The sequence below is a fragment of the Actinoplanes sp. NBC_00393 genome (assembly GCF_036053395.1).
In the GTDB taxonomy this organism is placed as follows: Bacteria; Actinomycetota; Actinomycetes; order Mycobacteriales; family Micromonosporaceae; genus Actinoplanes.
Map to the genome: position 1 here is coordinate 1835446 of NZ_CP107942.1, position 18064 is coordinate 1853509.

Sequence of the window (18064 nt, forward strand, 5' to 3'; positions counted from 1 at the left end):
ATCACTCGGCCACGCGGTGATGCTGTCTGACCGCTCGGCAGACAGCGCGAGCAGGCGGCCAGGTGATCAACTAGGCCGAGATGGGGGCCCCGGCCGCGCGTTGGCGCTGTCCACCACTTGGTCGTCGGTGAGGCCGGTGCTGAGGGCGTCGTCGATTCGGGCCGGGAGTCTCGCTACCCGGCGAACGCGATGCCGTCGCCGAGCACTGCCTCGTCCTCGCAACGATGCGGGCCGGGCCGGTCGGTGGCGATGGTGCCGGTCTCCTGATCGACCGGCCCAGGCGGCGTGGGAGCTGCACCAGGCCTGGCCCGGCTCCGAACTGATCGGCATTGGGAATCCGACGGGCGGCCGCCGCTGAGGTCGCCTCCCTCACCGAGGCAAGCGGCGAAAGCCACAAGGCACAGCCGGGCCCGTCTTTTCGAGCTTTTCGATCATCCGGCTGGGAGCCGCGCACCCGTCCGGCCGGTGGAAGCAGCCACAGCTCCCAGCCCGACCTCGGGAACCGACCTCGAGGGCCGCCCGGCTGGGAACTACGGCTGCCGTAGTGATCCACACTTGTCAGAACGCCGGGTCACACCAGCGCCGGCGCCGCTGATCCCGGCACCGCGGCCACAGAGCGCCAGCCGGCTGACGTGGCTGGCTTCGAGGGCTGTTTCGGCGGGTGCGAAACGGCACTGAGCGCCAGCCGGGGTGCCGTGGCTGGTCCTGAGGGCTGCTTCAGGCACCGAGAAACGACACTGAGAGCCAGCCGGGGTGCCGTGGCTGGTTGTGAGGGCTGTTTCGGGCGGCGGGAAACGACACTGAGCGCCAGCTGAGCGGCGAGCAGCCCGGCAGCGGGACTGCAAAGCGAGGCGCGCGTATCCGTACAGATCAGGGTTTTTCGGCCAGTTCGTCGGTGACCAGCAGGTCGCGGCGGACCATGCCGGCGCGGTAGCCGGCCCGGCCGATCATGTGGGCGGCGACCGGCGCGGTGGCCATTTGGAAGACCGCGACCAGCGCCAGCATGCCGAAGTGGTCGCGCAACCGCAGCGCACCCGCCAGCAGGACCAGGAGCAAACCCAGGACCTGCGGTTTCGTCGCGGCGTGCATGCGGGAGAGCAGGTCCGGAAAGCGCAGCAGCGCAACGCCGGCGGAGAGTGTGAGCAATGCGCCGGTGATCAGGCAGGCGGCGGCGAGCACGTCGAGGGCGGCGTTCATCGGGATTTCCGGGTGGTGAAGCGGGCGACGCTGACCGAGCCGATGAAGCCGAGGATGGAGAGCACCACCAGGATCGGCAGGACGGTGGCGTCGCGGGACCATGCGGCCTCGGCGGCGAGGGCGACGATGACGATGGCCAGCAGGACGTCGGTGGCGACGATGCGGTCCAGCACCGACGGCCCGCGGACCAGGCGGACCAGGGCGAGTACGGCGCCGGCGGTGAGCAGGACGGTGACGAGTACGGCGACGGCGGTCATGTGGGGGCCTTGATCGAGCTGGTCATGGCAGGGGTCTCCTCGTGGTAGGCGCGGCGCTCGGTGGCGGAGCCGAAGGCGTGGACGATGCGGTGTTCCAGGGCGAGCACCTGCCGGCGGAAACGTTCGGCGTCGGCGGTGTCGACCACGTTGAGGACGTGCACGTAGAGGACGCCCGTCTCCCGGTCGGCCTCGACGATCAGGCTGCCGGGCACCAGCGAGAGCGCCTCCCCGGTGAGGGTGAGACCCAGGTCGGAGGGGACCCGCAGCGGCACAGCGATCACCGCGGATCGCGGCACCCGGCCGGGCCGGAAGGCGAGGATGGCTACCTGGACGCTGGACACCACCAGGTCGGCGGCGAACCGGACGGCGAACTGCAGCACCCCGAGCGGGTGGACGCGCCCGGCGTAGGTGACCGGCGGCAGCGGGAAGACAGCCAGCACGATCACCGCGATGATCAGCCCGCCGATCAGGGTGAGCCAGGTGACCGAACCCCAGAGCAGCATCCAGATACCGGTGAGCGCGGCCGCGGCGACGCACCGGTCCCGCCACTTCCCGGCGATCACGGCGCATCCCCGCCGAGCACCGCCTGCGCGTACCCGCCGCGTTGCAGCAGGTCCCCGGCGGCCTGGTCGCCGATCGCGAACAGCGGGCCGGCCACCACGCTCAGCGCCACGCCGAACGCGACCAGCGCCAGCGTCGGCACGACCATCAGCGGCGGGCAGCGGCCGGCGTCGGGTGACGGCATCGCCGGGTTCGGGCTGCGCCAGAACGCCAGGTTCCAGACGCGGGCGATCGCGTACAGGGTGAGCAGGCTGGTCAGCACGCTGCCGGCGACGAGCAGCCAGGCCAGGTAGCCGCCGTCGGCGACGCCGGCCTCGATCAGGCCGAGCTTGCCGATGAACCCGGAGAACGGTGGGATGCCGGCCAGGTTCAGCGCGGGTATGAGGAAGGCGAGCGCGAGGACCGGGTTGAGCCGGGCCAGCCCGCCGAGTCTGTCCAGCGCGGTGCTGCCGCCGCGTTTCTCGATCAGGCCGGCCGCCAGGAACAGGGTGGTCTGCACGGTGATGTGGTGCACCACGTAGAAGATCGCGCTGGACAGCCCGAGTTCGCTGGTCAGGCCCACCCCGAACAGCAGGTATCCGATGTGGCTGACCAGGGTGAAGGAGAGCAGTCGTTTGATGTCGGACTGCGCTACCGCGCCGAGGATCCCGATCACCATGGTCAGCAGCGCGGCGATCAGCAGCACGGTGGTCGCGCGGCCACCGGGGAAGAGCAGGGTTTCGGTACGGATGATCGCGTACACCCCCACCTTGGTGAGCAGCCCCGCGAACACCGCCGTGACCGGCGCCGGAGCCGTCGGATAGCTGTCCGGCAGCCACGACGACAGCGGGAACACCGCCGCCTTGATCCCGAACGCGAGCAGCAGCATCCCCTGCAGGGTCAGCCGCAGCCCGTCCGGAAGCGCGTCCAGCCGCCCGGCCAGCTGGGCCATGTTCAGCGTCCCGGTGGCCGCGTAGATCAACCCGATCGCGGTCAGGAAGATCACCGAGGAGAGCAGGCTGACCACGACGTACGTGGTGCCGGCCCGGATCCGGTTCTCGGTCCCGCCCAGGGTGAGCAGCACATAGCTCGCCACCAGCAGGATCTCGAAGCCCACGTACAGGTTGAACAGGTCACCGGCGAGGAACGCGTTGGTCACGCCGGCGGTCAGCACCAGATAGGTCGGGTGGTAGACCGACAGCGGCGTCTCCTCGTGCCCGTCGGCCATGCCCTGCCCGATCGAGTACACGAGCACGCACACCGTGACTGCCGCCGACACCACCAGCATCAGCGCGGCCAGTTCGTCGGCGACCAGCACGATGCCGAGCGGCGCGACCCACCCGCCGACCGCGACGACCAGCGCCCCCTCGGTCGTGGTCAGGTAGAGCAGGGCCGCCGACACCAGCAGTGTCGCGGTCAGCGCGGTGAGGCTGACGGTCCGCTGCGCGCGGGGCCGGCCGGCCATCATCAGCGTCAGCGCCGCGCCGAGCAGCGGCATGACAACCGGCAACGGTACGAGCCACGTCATGATTCGTCCTCGGTTCCGGAACCCTCGTCGCGTTCGGCGAGCAGCATGATCCGCCGGTCCTCCACGTCGTCCTGCACTTCGTCGTGCCCGGCCATCGCCCAGCTGCGGTACGCGAGCGCGAGCAGGAACGCGGTCATCCCCAGCGTGATCACGATCGCGGTGAGGATCATGATCTGCGGCAGCGGGTCGGCCAGTTCGTTCTCCGGCGCGCCACCGACGATCGGCGGCGCCCCGGCCTTGCCGCCGAGCAGGATCAGCAGGTTGACCCCGTTGCCGAGCAGGATCATGCCCATCAGCACCCGGGTCAGGCTGCGTTCCAGAACCATCGAGACGCCGGCCGCGAACAGCACCCCGATCACCACGATGTAGACCAGATTCGGGGTCATACCAGCTCCTTCTGGCGTTGTTCTTCCTCTACAGCCGGAGCAGCGTGCCGGTTGTCCAGTTCGGCGCCGAGGCTGCGCAGGATCTCCAGGACCAGGCCGACCACGATCAGGTACACGCCGATGTCGAACGCGACCGACGTGGCGAAGTGGACGTGCCCGATCAACGGCAGATGCACGTCGAGCAGGGCACTCTGCAGCACCTCGCCGCCCGCGACCATCGCCGCGATCCCGGTGCCGACCGCGGTCAGCAGGCCGGTGCCGAGCACCAGGCCGGCGTCGACCGGGGCGGCCGCGTTCAACTCCGGTTTGCCGCCGGCCAGATACCGGATGGTCAGCGCCAGCCCGGCGACCAGGCCGCCGGCGAACCCGCCGCCCGGCGCGTTGTGACCGGAGAACAGCAGGTAGATCGAGAACAGCACCACGGTGTGGAACAGCACCCGGGCCACCACCTGCAGGATGATCGACTGCCGGCGGGCCTCCGGGGTGTCGCCGGCGCGCAGCCAGCCCGCGGCCGCGAAGGTACCGGGCGACGTACTGCGGCCCTGCAGCGCCTCGGTGCGCCGGAAGATCAGGCTCGCCACCCCGGTCGCGGCCACCACCAGCACCGAGATCTCGCCCATCGTGTCCCAGGCGCGGATGTCGACCAGCGCCACGTTCACGATGTTGGTGCCGCCGCCGTAGGAGACGGAGAGGGCGGGGAAGTCGACCGAGATCGGGACGGCCTGCCGGCCGGAGACCGCCACCCACGCCATCCCGGAGGTGACCAGGCCGACCGCCACGGCGATCACGTTGCGGGTCATCCGGCTGGTGCGCAGCGGGCGGGCCGAGAACCGGGCCGGCAGCCGCCGCAGCACCAGCACGAACATCACGATCGTCGCGGTCTCCACCAGGAACTGGGTGAGCGCCAGGTCGGGCGCGCCGTGCAGCACGAAGAGCACGGCCATGGCGTAACCGGCGACGCCGACCAGGATCATCGCGGTCATCCGGCGCCGGACGCGCGCCGCCAGCAGCGCCGCCGCGACGATCACCGCACCGGCGACCGCCTGCAACGGGGTGTCCCAGAGCCGGATGCCGCGCGGCCAGGAACCACCCAACGCCAGCGTGGTCGCGCCGATCACGACCAGGACCACCAGGATCATGCCGAGCGAGAACGGCAGCGAACCACGCTGCGTCGCGCCGGTGACCTCGACCGCGGCCCGGTCGACAGCGGACATCAGCCGCCGGTAGACACCCTCCGCGGCCGGGAACAGCTGCCGCGGCCAGTTGTCGTTCCGCCCCGGCCCGAAGAAGATCACCAGGCCTGCGGCCAGGACCACGATCGAGAGCAGCAGCGGGAGACCGGCACCGTGCCACAGGCTCAGATGGTGGTTTCCTGCACCGTACGGCTGAAGCGCGCGATCCAGCAGCGGAGCCAGGATCCCGGCCGCGACCCCGCCGACCGCGAGCAACCCGGCGGGCGCGGTGAGACCCAACCCGGCCCGCTGCGGCAGGGTCACTGCCACCTCGGGCTTGTGACCGAACGCGCCCCACAGGAAGCGCAGCCCGTACGCGACAGTCAGCCCCGACCCGGCAACCAGCGCGAGCAGAACCGCCCGGTCGGCGACGCCACCGTGCTCGAACGCCGCGAACAGCGACTCCTTGCCGACGAACCCGGCGGTCGGCGGCAGTCCGGCCATCGAGGCGATCGCGAGCGCCGCGATCACGGCCAGTCCGGGCATCCGGCGGCGCAGGTCACTGAGTTCGCGCAGGTCACGGGTGCCGGTGGTGCGGTCGATCACGCCGACCACGAGGAACAGGGCCGCCTTGAACAGGGCGTGCGCCAGCAGCAGCGCGGAACCGGCCAGGGCCGCGATCTCGCTGCCCGCGCCGAACGCGACGGTGAGCAGGCCCAGCTGGCTGACCGTGCCGTACGCGAGCAGCAGTTTCAGGTCGTGCTGGCGCATCGCGGCCCACCCGCCGAGCAGCACGGTCAGCGTTCCGGCGGCCACCGCGACCGTCCGCCACTCGGCGACCCCGGCGAACACCGGTCCGACCAGGCCGATCAGGAACACACCGGCCTTGACCATCGACGCCGCGTGCAGGTAGGCCGAGGCGGGGGTGGGCGCGGCCATCGCGGCCGGCAGCCAGAAGCTGAACGGGAAGATCGCCGACTTGGACAGCGCCCCGGCCAGGATCAGCACCGCCGCGGTGGCCAGATAGCCGCCCTCCGGCAGTGGGCCGGCCGCGATCTGCGACCACCGGTACGTCCCCGCGTGCTCGCCGAGCATCACGAACCCGACCAGCATCGCCAGCCCGCCCGCGGTGGTGACGACGAGCGCCTGCATCGCCGCCCGGCGCGCTGCCGCCTGCTCCGGCTTGTGCCCGATGAGCAGGTAGGAGAAGACCGTGGTCAGCTCCCAGAACACGTACAGGACGATCAGGTCGTCGGAGATCACCAGGCCGGTCATCGCCCCGGCGAAACCCAGGAACACCGCCGCGAACCGGCCCAGATCCGGGTCGCGGTCCGGGAAGTACCGCACGCAGTAGGCCAGCACGATCGCGCCGATACCGCCGACGATCAACAGCATCAGCCAGGGCAGGGGACCGGTACGGAAAGCCAGCTCGACGTCGAGATGCGGCACCCACGGGTACGTCTCGGTGCGGACCTGTCCCGTGGTCGTGGCGGCCCAGACGGCGGCTGACGCGGGGACCAGGGCGAGGGCGTACAGGGCACGGTTGCCGGCGGCCCGGACCAGCGGAACCGCCAGGACCGCGGCCACCGCGTGGAGGATGAGCAGGAACAGCACGATCAGGGCTCGATCAGGCCGGCGCGGATCGCGTAGCGGGTGAGTTCCTGCCGGTCGCGCAGGCCCAGCTTCTGCAGAATGTTCGACCGGTGGCGTTCCACCGTTTTCACACTGATGAACAACAGGTCGGCGATCTCCTTCGTGGAGTGCCCCTCGGCGACCAGCTTCAGCACCTGCTCCTCACGTTCGGTGACGACCCGGGCGGGAATGGCGGTTCCCGCCCGGGCCCGTTCGAGGTAGTCGCGGACCAGCGTGGTGACCGCGCCCGGATACAGGAACGGCTCGTCGCGCATGGCCGCATGGCAGGCCTCGACCAGGTCGGTGTCGGCCGCCGACTTCAGCACGTAACCGGCGGCGCCGACCCGCAGCGCCTCGAAGAAGTACTGCTCGTTGTCGTACATGGTCAGGATCAAGAGTTTGAGATCCGGGGCGCTGCGGGACAGCTCGCGGGCGGCCTGCAGACCGGTCAGCTTGGGCATGGCGATGTCGAGTACGGCCAGATCCGGCTCCTCGGCCTTGGCCAGCTGCAGCGCCTCCAGGCCGTCGGCGGCCTCGGCGACCACCTCGAGGTCCGGTTCGCTGTCCAGGATCAGCCGGACGCCGCGACGGACCAGGGCGTGATCGTCGGCGAGCAGGATGCGTGTCGGGCGGCTCATGCCGGGACTCCGATCGGGACGTGTAGGCGTACCTCGGTGCCTTTGCCCGGTGATTCGACGCTCAGGCCGGCGCCGATCAGCAAGGCCCGTTCCCGCATCCCGCGGATGCCGGCGCCCTCCGGGGCGCCGCCCAGACCGCGGCCGTCATCCTTCACGCACAGCTCCACCCCGCCCGCCTCCTCCCGCAACCGCAACTCGACCGTCCGGGCCTTGGCGTGCCGCGCCGCGTTGGTCAGCCCCTCCTGCGCCACCCGGTAGACCACCAGTTCGGCCTCCCGGCTCAGCTGCGGCAGGTCGGAGCCGACCTGCCGGCGCACCGACAGGCCCGCGGTGGAGAACTCGGTGGCCAGCGCACGCAGGGCACTGGCCAGGCCGAGCTCTTCCAGTACGCCCGGACGCAGCCGCCGCGCGATCCGGCGAATCTCGTCGAGACTGTTGCGGGTGCTCTCCTGCGCCTGCCGAAGCTGGTCGCGAACCGGCGGCGGCGCGGTGTCGGCGACCCGCTTCAGTTCCAGCAGCACCGCCGTCAGCGTCTGCCCGATCTCGTCGTGCAGCTCCTGCGCGACCCGGTGCCGCTCCGCCTCCTGCGCGCTCAGCGCCCGCGCGGCGCTGGTGGCACGTTCCATCTCCAGCCGGTCCAGCATGTTGTTGAACGCCACGATCAGCGCGGCTGCCTCACCCCGCCCGCGCACCGCCAGCCGGGTGCCCGGCCGCAGCAGGTCGACGGTGGTCATCACCCGGGTCAGCCGTGCGAGGGGCCGCAGCCCGACCCGCAGCAGCACCGCGTTGGTGACCAGCATGGCCGCCATGCCCGCGAGCACGATCAGCGCCTCCGCGAGCCGCGCCTGCGGCGAAACCGTCACCGGCGTGAAGAGCAGCAGCAGCGCCGCCACGGCGACCACCGCCGCGTTCAAGATGAAAATCCGTGCGAACAGCGACATGCCCACCACCCTTCCCGGTCGCTTTGCCATTACGGCAAGCTTTCCGGCCCGCGGCCTGAGCGTCCATCCGTGCTGACCCCCATCCAGGGGTGTGCCCGTGCCCACAGCCGTCACCGCATTCCGGCCGTTTCCGCTGGTCCGGCCGCAGATCCGCACCCCCGCGCCGACCGCACCCGAGCCGGCCCTCGCACAGCGGCATGCGGCCGCGCCCCCGATCGGTTAGGGCTCGTCGATTTTTAACTCGCTGTTTTGATCAAGGCGGGTGCGGTGAATCCGGCGGCGCGGGTGTGAGCGGCGAGGTCGGTGTGGTTGGTGAGGCGGATGTTGCTGGGTTCGATGGGGTGCTGGATTTGGGTGAGCAGGGTGCGGGTGTTGCGGATGGCGACGTTGATGGTGGTGCCGGCGACGCCGAACAGATCGGCGATGACCTTGCGGGGCAGTTGGTAGCGGTCGTGGAGCAAGGTGGCCAGTAGTTGGTGGCTGAGGGTGACGCGGATCTTGCGGCCGCCGCCGCGGGGCCGGGCGTGGCCGCGCAGGTTGTGCAGGAACGCTTCGTGTTGGGCTTGATGGGGAACGGTGAGCCGGTTGATCAGGTCGTTCCATGCGCTGTCGGGCATGCCGGTGATGGCCGGGTGCACCAGCGCGGCCAGGTGATGCAGCGGTGGTAGGGCTGTCGCGGGTTCGCCGGCGGGTGTGGCCGGGTCGGGGCGCAGGGTGTAGTTCCAGTCGCCGTGCCAGTCGTGACGGTCGATGGCCAGGGTGCTCATCTGCTCGTCGGTGATGACGACGCCGGTCGGGTAGTGGCCGGTGTCGAGTTCGGCGTGCACGCGCAGCCCGCTGCTGGTGGTGGTCGCGGCGATCGTGTGGACGATGGTCTCGTGGCTGGTCAGGGGTCGTGCCCGCCAGTTCATCGAGATGTGGGCGAACAAGCGATGCTCGATACGGTTCCATTTACTGGTGCCGGGCGGGAAGTGGCAGACGGTGATCGGTAGCCCGATTTCGGCGGCGAGAGCGGCCAGATCCGTTTTCCAGGCGCGAGTGCGGTAGCCGTTGGATCCGCCGGCGTCCGCGGTGATCAAGAGCCGTCCGGCGTTCGGGTAGCGGTCACGGCCGTAGCCGTCCCACCAGCGGCGCAGAGTGGCGACGGCGAACGCGGCGGTGTTGTGGTCGGTGCCGACGGCGACCCAGCCGGTGTCGGCGGCCAGGTCGTAGACCCCGTAGGGGATCACCTGTCCCAGCTGCGGATCGGCGAAGTCGTGGGTGCGGACTACGGCCGGCTCACCGGCAGGCCGCCACTCGCGGCCCTTGTTCGCGAACGCGCCGACGAGTTCCTTCTTCTTCGTATCGACGCTGACGACCGGGTCACCGCTGGACAGATAATCCTTGACCTGCTCGTTGATGTAGCCGAACTGGGCGTCGCGGTCGGGGTGGCGTCTGCCTTCCAGAGTCTTGGCATTGCCCTGAAGGCTGAATCCCTCACCGTGCAGCAGAGCAGCGATCGTGTCCGGCCCGGCCTTATGACCCCGCCCGGCCAGTTCCTGCGCAAGGTGGCGCAACGACTTCGTCGTCCATCGCAGCGGCGACATCGGGTCCCCCCGCTCGTCCGGCTCGACCAGCCCCAACAACGCCGGCATCAGAGCGGGATCATGTTCGGTCACCGGTTTCCGGCCGCCACCGGCACGGCGGACCCGGCCCAGCGGCGCCACCCCGGCCTCCAACTCATCGACGCCCGCAGCCACCGTGCCCTCCCGGACCCCGGCAGCTCGCGCTACCGCCCGGATCCCGCCATGCCCCAGCACCCGAGCCTCAGCACCCAGCAGCAACCGGCGTTGCCGCTCGTCCAGATGCGGCAAGATCACCTCAAACTTCGCTGCCAGCCTGCCCCGTTCCTCCTCCGATACCGCCATAACAGATCAACGCATCGAAATCCGCCAAGCAACGGCTTGTTCTTCGACGAGCCCTTACATGCTTGAGTGGCGGCTGGTCCCGCCGAGCCGCCGTCCCCGCACGCTCCGGCCGCCCTGTTGCATGCTCTCGCGGCGGCTGGCCGGGGCGAGCCGCCGTCCGCGCATGTCTCGGGGGCCCGGTTGCAGGTCTGGGTGGCGGCTGGCTGGGGTGAGCCGCCGTTCGCGCATGTTTCGGGGGTCCGGTTACGGGTTTGGGTGGCGGCTGGCTGGGGTGAGCCGCCGTTCGCGCATGTTTCGGGGGTCCGGTTACGGGTTTGGGTGGCGGCTGGCTGGGGTGAGCCGCCGTTCGCGCATGTTTCGGGGGTCCGGTTGCAGGTCTGGGTGGCGGCTGGCTGGGGTGAGCCGCCGTTCGCGCATGTTTCGGGGGTCCGGTTGCAGGTCTGGGTGGCGGCTGGCTGGGGTGAGCCGCCGTTCGCGCATGTTTCGGGGGTCCGGTTGCAGGTCTGGGCGGCGGCTGGCCAGGGTGAGCCGCCGCGCAGGCACGGTATGTGTGCCGGTTGCGTGCTTGAGTGGCGGCTGGGTGCGGCGGGCCGCCATCCAGGCGCGCTATAGGGGCCCGGTTACAGGTCTAGGTGGCGGCTGGGCCGGGATGAGCCGTCGTGCAGGCACGCTATGCCGTCCTACCAGCAGTTGAAAGGGCCTGCCTGGCCCCGGCGGCGCGGTGCGGCCGGGACCAGGCAGGGGATCGCGCGGTGGCCGGCGTGCTGCCGGCGGACCGACTCTGCCGGCGTACCCGCTCGGCCGGCGCACTGGCTCTGCGGGCGGACCGGCTCTGCGGGCGGACCGGCTCTGGTGGCGTGCCGGCTCAGAGGGCGGCAGCGGCCGCCCGGCCGGCCTGGCGGCCGCTGAAGAGGCAACCGCCCAGGAACGTGCCCTCCAGGGAGCGGTAGCCGTGCACGCCACCGCCACCGAAGCCGGCTACCTCGCCGGCCGCGTAGAGGCCGGGGATGGGGGCGCCCGCGGCGTCGAGGACGCGGGCCTGGAGGTCGGTCTGCAGGCCGCCGAGGGTCTTGCGGGTGAGGATGTTGAGTTTGGCGGCCACCAGCGGACCCTTGCCGACGTCGAGGATCTTGTGGGCGCCGGCCGTGCGGCTCAGCTGGTCGCCGGGGTAGGTCAGGGCGTTGCGGATGCCCATCACCTGCGCGTCCTTGCTGTACGCATTGTCGATCTCGCGATCCCGGGCGTCGATTTGCCGCTTCAGGGACGCGGCGTCGAGGAGGTTGTTGCCGGCTACCCGGTTCATGCCGGCCACCAGCTCCGGCAGGTTCGGCGCGACCACGAAGTCGGCGCCGTACTTCTGGAAGCGCTGGATCGGCTCCGGCGTCTGCCAGATCCGGCTGAGCAGCTGCCACACGTTCTTGTTGGTGAGGTCGGGGTTCTGTTCGGAGCCGGACAGCGCGAACTCCTTGTCGACGATCTCCTGGGTGGCGACGAACCAGGAGTAGTCGTGACCGGTCCGGGTGATCGAGCCCAACGTGTGCAGGGTGTCGTAGCCGGGCATGTCGGGCGGGCTGAACCGGCGGCCGGTGGCGTCGAACCACATTGACGATGGACCGGGCAGGATGCGGATGCCGTGGCCGGGCCAGATCGGGGCGTAGTTGCGCAGGCCCTCGGTGTAGTGCCACATCCGGTCGGGGTTGACGATCCGGCCGCCGGCCTGGGCGGTGATGGCGAGCATCCGGCCGTCCACGTGCGCGGGCACGCCGGTGATCATGGTGCGCGGCGCCGGGCCGAGGCGGGCCGGCCAGTTGCGGCGGATCAAATCATGGTTGGCGCCGATGCCGCCGGAGGTGACGATCACGACGGGGGCACGCAGGTCGAATTCGCCGACTGCGACGCGGGAGCTCTGGGTGCCGCGCGGCGCGCTGCTGGGTTCGAGAATCGTTCCGCGTACGCCGGACACGGCCCCACCGCTGCGAACGACCTCGTCCACCCGATACCGGAACTTGAGGACGACCTTGCCGGCGGCCACACCCGCGCGCACCTTCTTCTCGAACGGTTCCATCACAGCCGGCCCGGTTCCCCAGGTCACGTGGAAGCGGGGCACCGAGTTGCCGTGCCCGTCGGCCAGCCCGCCGCCCCGCTCGGCCCAGCCGACGAGCGGGAACCACTGCACGCCGAGGCCGGCCAACCAGGACCGTTTCTCACCGGCGGCGAACTGCACGTACGCCTGCGCCCACTTGTACGCCCAGTAGTCCTGCCCGGCCGGGTCGTCCACCCCGCGGTCGAACCCGGCGGTGCCGAGCCAGTCCTGCCAGGCCAGGTCGTACGAGTCCTTCACGCCCATCAGCCGCTGCTCGGCGGAGTCGACGAGGAACAGGCCACCGAACGACCAGTACGCCTGCCCGCCCAGGCTCGCCTCGGGTTCCTGGTCGAGCAGCAGCACCTTGCGCCCGGCCGCGACGAGTTCGGCGGTGGCGACCAGCCCGGCCAGCCCGCCGCCCACCACGATCGCGTCGGCGTCCTGTGCCGCGGCCGCGCCGAACGCGGGGGCCGCCTCCGCGAGGGCCGCTGCCGTGGCGACTCCACCGGCCGCGGCCAGCGCCTGACGTCGGTTCATGAGACCTCCTCGGGTTTGTCCGCGATGCAATCAGGCTCGTCGATGACAGCGATAGTCGCCGGTGCACAACGTCGCGGCCGGCGGTTGTGGGCGGGCGCATGTTGATCGAGGTGATCAAATAGGATGCGCGGAATGCAGGCTCCGGCGGCGCTCCCGATGCGCGTGATGACCGTCGGGGAGACGCTCGACGCCGCCACCGCACTATTGCGGGCCCGGGCCCTGCCGTTGCTCTCCCTCGCCGCGGTGCTGGCCGGCGTGGAACAGCTCGTGCTCACCCCGATGCGGGCCGCGGCCGGCGTCACCGCCCCGGTCTTCCTGCCGGATCTGGACGACAACTTCGGCGCCTGGTGGCTGCTCGCGACGACCGGGTTCACCCTGGAGACGGCCATCATCGCGGTGCTCGGCGCCTACGCCGGGGCGGCCGCCGGTCCGGCGCTGCTCGGGAGGTCCGTGCGGCATCGAAGCCTGTGGCGGCGTACCCGGCCCTTCCCGGTCCTGATCGTGGTCCTGATCCTGGCCCTGCTCACCTGGCCGGCCGCCTTCTTCGGTCTGCTGCCGTTCATCTTCCTGTACGGGCTTTTCGGCCTGGCCACCCCGGCGCTCACCCTCGACCGGGTCGGCGGGCCGTTCCGCGCGCTCGGCCGGTCCGCCTCGCTGACCGTGCGGGAGGGCGGCCGTGCTCTCTGGATCCGGCTGCTGGGCTATCTGGTCTGGTTCGCGGTCCGGTTCGCGCTCGGCACCGGCTGGACCGCGGTGACCACGATGTTCGTCACCACGGTCCGCGGTGACTGGCTGGACTACGCGATCCCGGTGGCGTACGCGCTGGCCAACACGGTCGCCTACGCGGCGCTGGCCTGCCTCGACGCGGTGCTGCTGGTGGAGACCCGGATCCGGACCGAGGGCCTGGACATCGCGATCAACCGGCGGCGCAGCCGCGGCGAGGACGAGGCGGCCGCGCTGGTGGTGGTGCGATGAGGGCGTACGACGAGTTCGTCGCGGACGTCTTCGACGTGGTGCCGCCGCAGCTCCTGCTGTTGCTGCTGATCGTGGTCACGATGCTGACCGCGGTGCTGTGGTACACGTACCCGGCCTGGATTCCGCGCCGGTTCCCCCGCTTCCGGCTTCCCAAGTTGCGCTGGCGTTTCCGCCGACGTAAGCGGACGAAACGGGAGAAGACACCGGTTGTCGTCGTGCCGCCGTCCACGCCGGCGGTGGTGGCCGCTGCGGTCGCCGACCCGGGCCTGGCTGACCGGCTGGCCGCCGAGGGCCGCTATGCCGAGGCGATCCGGCAACGGCTCCGCGACACCGTCACCGACCTGACCCGGGCCGGCGTCGTCGCACCCCAGCCCGGCTGGACAGCCGCCGAGCTCAGCGCCGTCGCCGCGGCGAACCAGCCACCGCTCGGCCCGGCCCTGGACGGCGCCACCGACCTGTTCTCGCAGGTCTGGTACGGCCGGCGGCAGGCCGGCGCCGACCAGGACGCCCGGATGCGCCGGCTCACCGCTCAGGTACGGGACGCCCTGTCATGACCCGTGACCGGCGCCGGTGGCGGGCCATCCTGCCGTTCCTCGTTCTGCTGCTGCTCGTCGGCGGCACCCTCGTGGTGCACGCGATCGAGCAGGCCGACCCGGAGGACCCGGCGTACCTGTCGCCGGTCAGCACCGAGGGGATCGGCGCCAGCGGCCTGGCCGGGCTGCTGCGGGACCGGGGTGTCACCGTGGACCGGCGGACCACCACCGCCGACGCGCTGGCAGCGCTGTACGAGGGCGGCCCGGCGACGATCTTCGTACCCACCCCGTCGTTCGCCCACCTGTCCACGCTGACCGCCGCCACCGGACTGCCGGCCGGATCCCGGCTGGTCCTGGTCGCCCCGGACGACCGGATCCTGCAGGCGCGCCAGTGGCCGGCCGAGGTCGCCGGCACCCGTTGGGCGGCCGCGGCCACCGAGCCGGCCTGCGTCGAACCGGTCGCGGGCCGCGCTGCCGTGCTGCGCCGCCAGTACCTCATCGCGCAGGGTTCGCTCTGCTACGACGGCGGGCTGGCCCGCTTCGAGCAGGACGGCTACACGGTCATCCTGGCCGGGGCGGCCGACCCGTTCCGTAACGACCGGCTCCTCGAGCACGACAACGCGGGCCTGGCGGTCAACCTGCTCACCGGCAACCGCCGGGTGATCTGGCTCGACCTGCACGCTCCCGACACGCCGCCCCGGCCGTCCACCTCGCCCCGGCCGACCCGGACCGTCACCCCGTATCCGGGCGAGGGCACCTGGGCACCGGGCGAGGGCGACGGATCGGGCGAGGGCGACGGATCAGGTGAGCGCGGGGACGGCGGCAGCCAGTCCCAGCAGCAGAGTTCGCTCAGCGATGCCTTCCCGCCGGCGTTCTGGGCCACCGCCCTGCTGATCGCGCTCGCGCTGCTCGCTCTCGCGGTGGCGGCCGCGCGCCGGCTCGGCACCCCGGTCAGCGAGCCGCTGCCGTCCCGGGTGCCGGCCCACGAGACCATGCTCGGCCACGGCCGCCTCTACCAGCGGGCCCGCGCCCGGGGACCCTCGCTGGCCATCCTGCGGTCCGCGGCCCGGCGCCGGATCACCGACCATCTCGGTCTGCCGCCCGACGCGGACACCGACCGGATCGCCGGGCAGGCCGGACTGCCCGCCGAGTACGTGCGTACCGTCCTCGACGGCGGCACCCCGGAATCCGACGAGGACCTGGTGACCGCCGCCCGGTTCGTCCAGGACCTGGAACGCGAGATCACCCGTACCAAAGGAGAAGCACCGTGACCTCCGAACACGAAGAGGCCCGCCAGGCGCTGAGCCGCCTGCGCATCGAGGTCGGCAAGGCCGTCGTCGGGCAGGAAGCGGTCGTCGGCGGAGTCGTGGTGGCGTTGCTCTGCGGTGGGCACGTGCTGCTCGAAGGCGTACCCGGGGTGGCCAAGACCCTGATGATCCGGGCGCTGTCGGCGGCCCTGAGCCTGGACACCAAACGCGTCCAGTTCACCCCCGACCTGATGCCCGGCGACGTCACCGGCTCGCTGGTCTACGACGCGCGGACCGCCGCGTTCAACTTCCGCGCCGGGCCGGTCTTCACCAACCTGCTGCTCGCCGACGAGATCAACCGGACCCCGCCGAAGACCCAGGCCGCGCTGCTCGAGGCCATGGAGGAACGCCAGGTCAGCGTGGACGGAACACCGCGCCCGCTGCCGCAGCCGTTCCTGGTCGCCGCCACCCAGAACCCGATCGAGTACGAGGGGACGTACCCGCTTCCCGAAGCGCAACTCGACCGGTTCCTGCTGAAACTGTCCGTGCCGCTGCCGGAACGCGACGACGAGCTGAACGTGCTGCGCGCCCACCACCACGGCTTCGACCCGCGCGACCTGAAGGCGGCGGGGATCGTCCCGGTGGCCGGGCCGGCGGACCTGGCGGCCGGGCGGGCGGCGGTGCAGCGGGTCGGGGTGGCCGAGCCGGTGCTCGGTTACATCGTGGACCTCTGCCGCGCTACGCGCGCCACTCCGGCGCTCGAGCTGGGCGCCTCACCGCGCGGTGCGACGGCGCTGCTGGCAGTCTCTAAGGCGTACGCGTGGCTCAGCGGCCGCGACTACGTCATTCCGGATGACGTGAAGGGGTACGCCGTACCCGTCCTGCGTCACCGTGTGCGGTTGCGCGCCGACGCCGAACTGGACGGGGTGACCGTCGAAGCCGTCCTCGCCGGTGTGCTCGCCACCGTGCCCACGCCCCGCTGATGGTCACCCGGCGTTTCGCCGCCGTGCTCGCGGCCGGCGTACCGCTGCCCGCGCTGCTGCCCTGGCCCTGGCTGGCCGTCCTCGGCGTGTTCGGCTTCGCGCTGCTGCTCGCGGTCTTCGACTTCTCGGTGGCCGGGCCGCTGGCCAAGGTGCGGCTGCTGCGCGACGGCGACCGCACGGTGTGGCTCGGCGGCACGGCCACGGTCCGGCTCACCATGATCAACGTGGCGAAGCGGCCGCTGCGGCTGCTCGTCCGGGACAGCTGGGTGCCGTCGGCGGGCGCGTGGCCGGCCCGGCACGACGTGTTCCTACCCCGCGGCGAGCAGCACACCATCACGACGACGCTCGACCCGATCCGGCACGGCGACCGGCCGGCGGTGCGGGTCACCCTCCGGTCGTACGGGCCGCTCGGCATCGCGTACCGGCAGCGCCGCCGGCAGTGGAACGAGCGCAACACTCCGCCGTGGACGCTGCGCGTGCTGCCCCGCTTCCCGTCCCGGCGGATCCTGCCGGAGAAGCTCGCCCGGATGCGGGTCATCGACGGCACGGTCGTGGCCCGCGGCCGCGGTCACGGCACCGAGTTCGACGTGCTGCGCGAATACGTGATCGGCGACGACGTCCGCTCCATCGACTGGCGGGCCAGCGCCCGGCACAACGACGTGGTGGTCCGCACCTGGCGCCCGGAACGCGACCGTCGCCTGGTCTGCGTCCTGGACACCGGCCGCACGTCAGCCCTGCGCCTCGGCGACGCGCCCCGCCTGGACGCCGCCATCGACGCCGCCCTGCTGCTGGCCGTGCTGGCCGACCGCGCCGACGACCGCCTCGACCTGCTGGCCCTCGACAGCACCGTCCGATCCCGGGTGGAAGGCGGCGGCCACAAGGCCAAGCTCGCCCGCCTGATCGACGCCATGGCCTCTTTGGAACCGGCCCCCGCCGAAACCGACTTCGCCCTGCTCGCCCGCGACCTGCTGCGCCGCGACCGCAAACGTTCCCTGGTGGTCATCTTCACCGCCCTGGAACCCGCGCCGATGGTCGAGGGCCTGCTCCCGCTGCTGCCCCGCCTGACCGCCCGCCACAAGGTCGTCGTCGCCGGCGTCCGCGACCCCGCCGTCTCCCGCCTCGCGCGCCTCCCCACCGCCGGAACCGCCGCCGACGTCCACACCGCCGCCGCCGCCCAGCGCTCCCTCACCGAACGCGACCAGGTCCGCGACGTCCTCTCCCGCTTCGGCGCCACCGTCGTAGACGCCGACGCCGACACTTTCGCCGGCCGCGTAGCCGACGTCTACCTGCTGCTCAAAGCCACCGGCCGCCTCTAGCGGGCTTTCGACGTCGTGGTCTCGCCGTCGCTCCGGAGTCGGAGGCTGTCCGCCGCTCACCTCGATCGCGAGTCGTGCCGGGTGGGTCGGCCGGGTCGCGGTCCAGGCGCGGGTGCGGGTGCGGGTGCGCACCAGCCTGCCGTTGCTTTCTATCCAGCCGGACCCGCCCCGGCTGGCAGAGCACCGTGCGCG

15 protein-coding genes are annotated in these 18064 nt (G+C 71.6%); 5 read left to right on the forward strand and 10 right to left on the reverse strand.

Annotated elements, in window-relative coordinates; genetic code table 11:
- Nucleotides 1-870: 870 nt before the first annotated feature.
- The 10 genes from mnhG to OHA21_RS08420 all read right to left on the reverse strand — a co-directional run bounded on the left by mnhG (nt 871) and on the right by OHA21_RS08420 (nt 12818).
- Nucleotides 871-1197: a monovalent cation/H(+) antiporter subunit G gene (gene mnhG, locus OHA21_RS08375; RefSeq protein ID WP_328471885.1), complete on the reverse strand. Its 327-nt coding sequence runs from the start codon at nt 1195-1197 to the stop codon at nt 871-873.
- Nucleotides 1194-1454, reverse strand: a complete 261-nt coding sequence (locus OHA21_RS08380; protein WP_328471887.1) for a monovalent cation/H+ antiporter complex subunit F — start codon at nt 1452-1454, stop codon at nt 1194-1196. Before OHA21_RS08380 ends, mnhG begins: the two co-directional genes overlap by 4 nt.
- The gene (locus OHA21_RS08385; protein WP_328471889.1) at nt 1451-2017 is read right to left on the reverse strand and encodes a Na+/H+ antiporter subunit E; all 567 of its coding nucleotides are present in this window, start codon (nt 2015-2017) and stop codon (nt 1451-1453) included. The genes OHA21_RS08380 and OHA21_RS08385 overlap by 4 nt, the downstream gene beginning before the upstream one ends.
- Complete coding sequence (locus OHA21_RS08390) at nt 2014-3522, reverse strand: Na+/H+ antiporter subunit D (protein ID WP_328471891.1); 1509 nt, start codon at nt 3520-3522, stop codon at nt 2014-2016. The genes OHA21_RS08385 and OHA21_RS08390 overlap by 4 nt, the downstream gene beginning before the upstream one ends.
- Nucleotides 3519-3908: a Na(+)/H(+) antiporter subunit C gene (locus OHA21_RS08395; RefSeq protein ID WP_328471893.1), complete on the reverse strand. Its 390-nt coding sequence runs from the start codon at nt 3906-3908 to the stop codon at nt 3519-3521. The genes OHA21_RS08390 and OHA21_RS08395 overlap by 4 nt, the downstream gene beginning before the upstream one ends.
- Nucleotides 3905-6694 (reverse strand): Na+/H+ antiporter subunit A, encoded by a 2790-nt coding sequence (locus tag OHA21_RS08400; RefSeq protein WP_328471895.1) that lies wholly within the window; start codon nt 6692-6694, stop codon nt 3905-3907. Before OHA21_RS08400 ends, OHA21_RS08395 begins: the two co-directional genes overlap by 4 nt.
- Before the next feature lie 2 nt (nt 6695-6696).
- Nucleotides 6697-7350 carry a response regulator transcription factor gene (locus tag OHA21_RS08405; RefSeq protein ID WP_328471897.1) on the reverse strand — a complete coding sequence of 218 codons (654 nt, stop codon included), beginning with the start codon at nt 7348-7350 and terminating at the stop codon, nt 6697-6699.
- Nucleotides 7347-8291 (reverse strand): sensor histidine kinase, encoded by a 945-nt coding sequence (locus OHA21_RS08410; protein WP_328471899.1) that lies wholly within the window; start codon nt 8289-8291, stop codon nt 7347-7349. Before OHA21_RS08410 ends, OHA21_RS08405 begins: the two co-directional genes overlap by 4 nt.
- 236 nt (nt 8292-8527) lie before the next feature.
- Complete coding sequence (locus OHA21_RS08415; RefSeq protein ID WP_442875064.1) at nt 8528-10198, reverse strand: ISAzo13 family transposase; 1671 nt, start codon at nt 10196-10198, stop codon at nt 8528-8530.
- 865 nt (nt 10199-11063) lie between these two features.
- Nucleotides 11064-12818 carry an FAD-binding dehydrogenase gene (locus OHA21_RS08420; protein ID WP_328471902.1) on the reverse strand — a complete coding sequence of 585 codons (1755 nt, stop codon included), beginning with the start codon at nt 12816-12818 and terminating at the stop codon, nt 11064-11066.
- A 132-nt stretch (nt 12819-12950) separates the two neighbouring features.
- Between OHA21_RS08420 and OHA21_RS08425 the strand changes: the two genes are divergently transcribed.
- From OHA21_RS08425 to OHA21_RS08445, 5 genes are read left to right on the forward strand one after another with little or no spacing between them, the layout of a single operon-like run.
- Nucleotides 12951-13793: a hypothetical protein gene (locus OHA21_RS08425; protein WP_328471904.1), complete on the forward strand. Its 843-nt coding sequence runs from the start codon at nt 12951-12953 to the stop codon at nt 13791-13793.
- Entirely contained in the window at nt 13790-14347 is a 558-nt protein-coding gene (locus OHA21_RS08430) for a DUF4129 domain-containing protein (protein ID WP_328471906.1), read from the forward strand. The genes OHA21_RS08425 and OHA21_RS08430 overlap by 4 nt, the downstream gene beginning before the upstream one ends.
- Nucleotides 14344-15597, forward strand: coding sequence for a DUF4350 domain-containing protein (locus OHA21_RS08435; protein ID WP_328471908.1), 1254 nt, complete (start codon nt 14344-14346; stop codon nt 15595-15597). Before OHA21_RS08430 ends, OHA21_RS08435 begins: the two co-directional genes overlap by 4 nt.
- Entirely contained in the window at nt 15594-16556 is a 963-nt protein-coding gene (locus OHA21_RS08440; protein ID WP_328471910.1) for an AAA family ATPase, read from the forward strand. Before OHA21_RS08435 ends, OHA21_RS08440 begins: the two co-directional genes overlap by 4 nt.
- Nucleotides 16556-17872, forward strand: coding sequence for a DUF58 domain-containing protein (locus OHA21_RS08445; RefSeq protein WP_328471912.1), 1317 nt, complete (start codon nt 16556-16558; stop codon nt 17870-17872). The genes OHA21_RS08440 and OHA21_RS08445 overlap by 1 nt, the downstream gene beginning before the upstream one ends.
- Nucleotides 17873-18064: the final 192 nt, after the last annotated feature.